Below are 5,390 nucleotides of genomic sequence, written 5' to 3' on the forward strand. Positions count from 1 at the left end.
GGGCCGGGAGGGCGGCGGCGACAGGCACCGGCAACTGCCGCCCGGCTGCCGCCCGGGGCGCCGGTCGGCGGGGTCACGCGTTCCTACGATCGATGCCGAAGGGATGTTCCGAGCGATCCAGGACCTCCTTCTCCCACTTGTCATCCCACGATGTGGACGAAGAAGTGATGATGCAGACTGCGGAATGGGCGTCCCGAGAGCGATCCGGGCCGCTGGACGTCGTTGTCACCGGACTGCCGTCCGATGCGCACACCTGGAACCTCGTGTTCATCCAGCTGCTGATCGAGGACCTGGGACACCACGTCATCAACCTGGGCCCGTGCGTTCCCCAGGACGAGATCGTCGAATCCTGCGGCAAGTACCAACCCGACCTGCTCGTGGTCAGCACCGTCAACGGCCACGGCTTCCAGGACGCCGACCAGCTCATCCGGGCGATCCGCTCGCGCTGGGAGCTGGCCGGCCTGCCCGCCGTCATCGGCGGCAAGCTGGGCGTCCTCGGCGCCGAGCAGCGGGCCGGGCACGGCCGCCGGCTCCGTGAGGCGGGCTTCGACGCGGTGTTCCAGGACGATCCGGAGCAGGGCCAGGACGTGGGCCTCGGCGCCTTCGAGGCGTTCATCGCCCGGCTGGACGCCGAGCGCGGCCCGGCCGCCCCGCTCTCCGCCGACGACGCCGCGGCCGACGACCGCGTCCCCGCCGACCTCGCCCCGGTGGCCTCCGCCGCCTCCCTCGAAGGGGTGGCAGGGTGACGTCCTTCGGCCGGTTCGTGGCCGCGGCCCACGCGAGGGGTGCCCTCGTGGTCCAGCCCCGCATGGGCTTCTCCGAGCCCGCCCGGATGAGGACCGGGCTCGCGGCCACCAAGGCCGCCACGGACGCCGTCGCCGGCACCCTCACCATCGACAGCTACACCCGGGTCTGCGACGAGCCCTCGGCCGTCCGCGCCCTGGGCGACGGCATCCCGCTCAACGGCTACCCCATCACCTCCTACAGCCCGAGCACCTCGCAGTGGGTCCTGGACGGTCTCGCGGACGAGACCTTCCCCGTCCAGGTCCGGCACGGCTCGGCACGGCCCCAGCGGATCGTCGCCGCGCTCGCCCGGCTGGGCCTCACCGCGACCGAGGGCGGACCCGTCTCGTACTGCCTGCCCTACGGCCGTACCCCGCTGGAGGACTCCGTCCGCAACTGGCAGGAGACCTGCCGGCAGCTGGCCGCCCTGCGCGCCGACGGCGCGGAACCCCACCTGGAGAGCTTCGGCGGATGCATGCTCGGCCAGCTCTGCCCGCCGGGACTGCTCGTGGCCCTCAGCGCCCTGGAGGGAGTCTTCTTCCACCGGGCCGGACTGCGGTCCGTCTCGCTCAGCTACGCCCAGCAGACCAACCCCGAGCAGGACCGGCAGGCAGTGCGCGCGCTGCGCCGGCTCGCGGCCGAACTCCTGCCGGACACCGACTGGCACGTCGTCGTCTACACCTACATGGGCGTCTACCCGAGGACCACGCGCGGAGCCCACGCCCTGCTCGCGGACTCCGCCGAGCTCGCGGTCCGGGCCGGCGGGCAGCGGCTCATCGTGAAGACCGCCGCCGAGGCCCACCGCATCCCGACCGTCGCCGAGAACGTGCGCGCCCTGCGCATCGCGACGGAGGCGGCCCGCCGGGCCGCCGCGACCGCGGGCGCCGAGGACGGGGACGACGAGGCCGGCAACCCCGTCTACGCGGAGGCCCGCGCCCTCGTGGACGCCGTACTCGACCTGCACACCGACCTCGGCAGCGCGCTCCTGAAGGCCTTCGAGCGCGGCTACCTGGACGTCCCCTACTGCCTGCACCCCGACAACGCGGGCCGCTCCCGCAGCCACATCGACGCGGCGGGCCGCCTGACCTGGTCGAACATCGGGGCCATGCCCATCGGGCGGGTCGCCGGACGCAGCGGCGCCCGGCTCACCGCGACCGGTCTCCACGACGCGCTGACGTTCGTGCAGCGCCGATACGACCACCTCGACATCCGCACCGAGGACGTCGACCACACCCCCGTCGACGCCCCTCTCCTCCAGGAGGTATGACCATGACCGTCACCATCGCCGAGGCCGTGGACGAGGCTCTCCTGCCGTTCCCGTCCTCGCCCGACGCGCATCTGACCGATCCGCTGACCCGGGCCACCCTGCGCGTGCAGAGCCACATGCTCACCGCCACCCGCGCCTTCCTGACCGCCCGCGGCTTCCAGGAGCTGCTGCCGCCCATCATCGGCCCGGTCACCGACCCCGGCATCCGCGGCTCCAAGCAGGTGGACGTCGACTTCTACGGCCACAAGTACAAGATGATGACGAGCGCGATCCTCTACAAGCAGGCCTCGCTCCTCGCCTTCGACAAGATCTTCTACATCGCGCCCAACGTCCGGCTCGAACCCCTCGAAACGGCCGTCACGCATCGCCACCTCGCCGAGTTCCACCAGATCGACGTCGAGATCCGCGACGCCCGCCGCGAGGACGCGATGGACCTCGCCGAGCAGCTCGTCACCCATGTCGTCGCCGAGGTCGTCTCCCGCATGCCGGCCGAACTCGACCTGCTCGGCCGGGACACCGACGCCCTGCGCGAGATCTTCGCGGGTGCCTTCGGACGCGTCGGCCACCAGCAGGCCACCGCCGAGCTGATCGGCCTCGGCCACCCCCAGGACCCCGCCGCCGAGATCGACTGGCAGGGCGAGGAGATCGTCTCCGCCCGCGCGGACCGCCCCTTCTTCATCACCGACTATCCCAAGGGCTCCCGCGGCTTCTACGACAAGGAGAACACCGAACAGCCCGGTGTACTGCGGAACTTCGACCTCATCGCCCCCGAGGGGTACGGCGAGCTCGCCAGCGGCAGCGAGCGGGAGCACGACTACGCCACCCTCGTCACCCGCATGCGGGAGACCGGGGAGAACCCCGCGAAGTACGGCTGGTACCTGGACCTGGCCCGCCGCGGCATCCCCGCCAGCTCCGGCTTCGGCATCGGCCTGGAGCGCTTCACCCGCTACGTCACCGGACGGCAGGCCGCCTGGCAGGCCAGCGCCTACCCGAAGCTCCCCGGGGTGGTGTCGGCGTGAGCACCGCACTCGTCGCGGACGGCTTCCCCGAGGAGCAGGTCCGGCAGCGCGCCCGGCAGGGCGCCGGGGCCGTGTTCCCCGCCGAGGCGGGCTACGGCACCGGACTGCTCGGCGCCGTTCCCGCCCCGTCCCCGGAGGGGGCCGGGTACGACCCGGAGGACGTGCTGGAGCGGATCCGGATCGTGCCGCCCGTCTTCATGCCCGAGCGGCTGAAGAAGCTCATCGACCTCGCCCGCGAACCGCTCTACAGCGACGTCGAACTCGACACCGTCATCGGCGGGTTCACCAGCCGACTGCCGCTGTACGTGTCGGCCTTCGGGTCCACCCGGGCCGCGAGCCACGACCTCGGCGAGGCCGCCGGGCGGCAGGCCGGAGCGCTCGGCGTCCCCCTGGTCATCGGTGAGAACGTCGTCCCCGTCAACGGCTACCGCAGCGCCGGCGAGGCCGGTGCCTCCCCGCTGCTCGGCCGGATCGCCGCCTACGCCGAGGCCGCCGACGACGAGCACGGCGGCGTCGTCGTCCAGCAGTCCACCGAGGACGCCGACGCCGAGGTGTGGAACCTCGTCTACAGCGACCCCGTCACGGAGCCCCTGCTCGCCACCGGCCGCCTCGCCTTCGAGCTCAAGGTCGGCCAGGGAGCCAAGCCCGGTCTCGGCGGGCTCACCCTGCTCGACCGGGAGACCGCGGAGCAGGTCGCCGAGCAGTACTCCCTCGACGAGGTGTTCGGCGCCGGCAGCGGTCAGGTGCTCCGGGTCGCCAGCCCCGGCACCTTCACCGAGGAGATCCTGCGCCAGCAGATCCGCCTGATGCGCAACAACTTCCCCCGGGCCCGGGTGTGGGTGAAGCTCCACCCCGGCCGGGACGTGGCCCACGCCGCGGCCACCGCCTGGGCGGCCGGCGCGGACTCCGTCACCGTCGACGGCGCGGAGGGCGGCACCGCCTGGGCCCCCACCGGCTTCCTCGCCCACGTCGGCCTGCCCCTCGCCGACTGCCTGCGCCGCGTCGGCCGCACCGACCACTGCCTCCTCGCCAGCGGACGCATGTGGGAGGGCACCCGCGCCGTCAAGGCACTCGCCCTCGGCGCCCGCGCCGTCGGCCTCGGCCGCGCCGCACTGCTCGCCGTCGACGAGGACCGCGAGGCGGGCCTGACCCGGCTCGTCGAAGCCCTCGCCCTCGAACTGCGGATGCTGACCAGCGCGGTCGGCAAGTACCACGTGAACGCCCTGGCCCCGGAGGACCTGCTCCTGCCGGACCGGTGGGAGGGGCCACCGGCCGCCCCCGGCGCCGCCTAGCCCGCCTCAGCACCACTTACGCGATTCCCAGTCGTGGCCGTACGGGATGTCCGGCACGCCGCGAGACCCGTACCCGCCCGAACCTTCGAGAATGGTGTCGAGAAGATGTCTCACCAGCCTTCCGTCCAGGCCCCCGCCGTCGACATCGACGCGTACAACAGCACCGCCGTGCGGCTCCCCGAGGGAGCCCTGCACGAGTTGTTCGCCGCCCAGGCCGCACGGACGCCGGACGCCGTGGCGCTGGTGTGCGGGGAACGCGAACTCACCTACCGCGAGCTGGACTCGGCCGCCACGGCCCTGGCGCACCGGCTGCGGGACCGGGGCGTACGGCCCGGTGACGGCGTCGGTCTCTTCCAGGACCGCTCCCTCGCCCACGTCGTCGCGATGCTCGCCGTGCTCAAGGCGGGTGGCGCCTATGTGCCGCTGGACCCGCGTCAGCCGGAGGAGCGGAGGGCGTTCATCCTGGCGGACACCGGGGCCGTACTCCTCCTCACCGACCGCGAGGAGCGGGAGGTGGGCTTCGCCGGAGACCTGCCGGTGCTGCGGCTGACGGAGGACGTGACGGTTCCGGAGGGGGACGGCGTGGCCCCCCTCGACGTGGCCCCCCTCGACGTGGCCGTCCACCCGGACCAGTTGGCGTATGTGATGTACACGTCGGGTTCGAGTGGTGTGCCGAAGGGTGTGGCGAACACCCATCGGAACGTGGTGGAGCTGGCGTTGGATCCGTGGTGGGCGTCGGGTTCGGGGGAGCGGCACCGTCGGGTGCTCGCGTACTCGCCGCTGGCGTTCGACTCCTCCACGTACGAGTTGTGGGTGCCGCTGCTCAGCGGTGGGACGGCGGTGGTGCTCGGCGCGCCGAAGGTGGACATCGGCGAGCTGGCGCGGGTGATCACGCGACAGGGGATCACCGCCGTGTACTTCACGACGGCCCTCTTCGACGCGATGGCCTCGGAGGCGGTCGAGTCGCTCGTCGGCCTCTCGGAGATCTGGACGGGTGGTGACGTGCTCTCCGCCCCGGCTCTCCGTCGG

At 72.8% G+C, this 5,390-nt stretch carries 5 protein-coding genes; all 5 read left to right on the forward strand.

Features of this window, described 5'->3' with window-relative positions:
* Nucleotides 1–170 precede the first annotated feature (170 nt).
* The gene (locus AOK00_RS41015; protein WP_107097527.1) at nt 171–746 is read left to right on the forward strand and encodes a cobalamin B12-binding domain-containing protein; all 576 of its coding nucleotides are present in this window, start codon (nt 171–173) and stop codon (nt 744–746) included.
* Nucleotides 743–2,050: a methylaspartate mutase gene (locus tag AOK00_RS35280; RefSeq protein WP_055604189.1), complete on the forward strand. Its 1,308-nt coding sequence runs from the start codon at nt 743–745 to the stop codon at nt 2,048–2,050. The genes AOK00_RS41015 and AOK00_RS35280 overlap by 4 nt, the downstream gene beginning before the upstream one ends.
* Nucleotides 2,047–3,069 carry an asparagine synthetase A gene (locus AOK00_RS35285; RefSeq protein ID WP_055604190.1) on the forward strand — a complete coding sequence of 341 codons (1,023 nt, stop codon included), beginning with the start codon at nt 2,047–2,049 and terminating at the stop codon, nt 3,067–3,069. The genes AOK00_RS35280 and AOK00_RS35285 overlap by 4 nt, the downstream gene beginning before the upstream one ends.
* Nucleotides 3,066–4,361 carry a glutamate synthase-related protein gene (locus AOK00_RS35290; RefSeq protein ID WP_055604191.1) on the forward strand — a complete coding sequence of 432 codons (1,296 nt, stop codon included), beginning with the start codon at nt 3,066–3,068 and terminating at the stop codon, nt 4,359–4,361. The genes AOK00_RS35285 and AOK00_RS35290 overlap by 4 nt, the downstream gene beginning before the upstream one ends.
* A gap of 105 nt (nt 4,362–4,466) precedes the next feature.
* Nucleotides 4,467–5,390: AMP-binding protein (locus AOK00_RS35295; protein WP_055604192.1), on the forward strand; the 924-nt coding region annotated here is incomplete at its 3' end.

Source organism: Streptomyces aureus (assembly GCF_001418135.1).
GTDB lineage: Bacteria > Actinomycetota > Actinomycetes > Streptomycetales > Streptomycetaceae > Streptomyces > Streptomyces aureus_A.

Excerpts from the sequence above, each read along its gene's own strand:
- AOK00_RS35285 (WP_055604190.1), top strand. The coding sequence starts at position 2,047 with ATGACCATGACCGTCACCATCGCCGAGGCCGTGGACGAGGCTCTCCTG.
- AOK00_RS41015 (WP_107097527.1), top strand. The coding sequence starts at position 171 with ATGCAGACTGCGGAATGGGCGTCCCGAGAGCGATCCGGGCCGCTGGAC.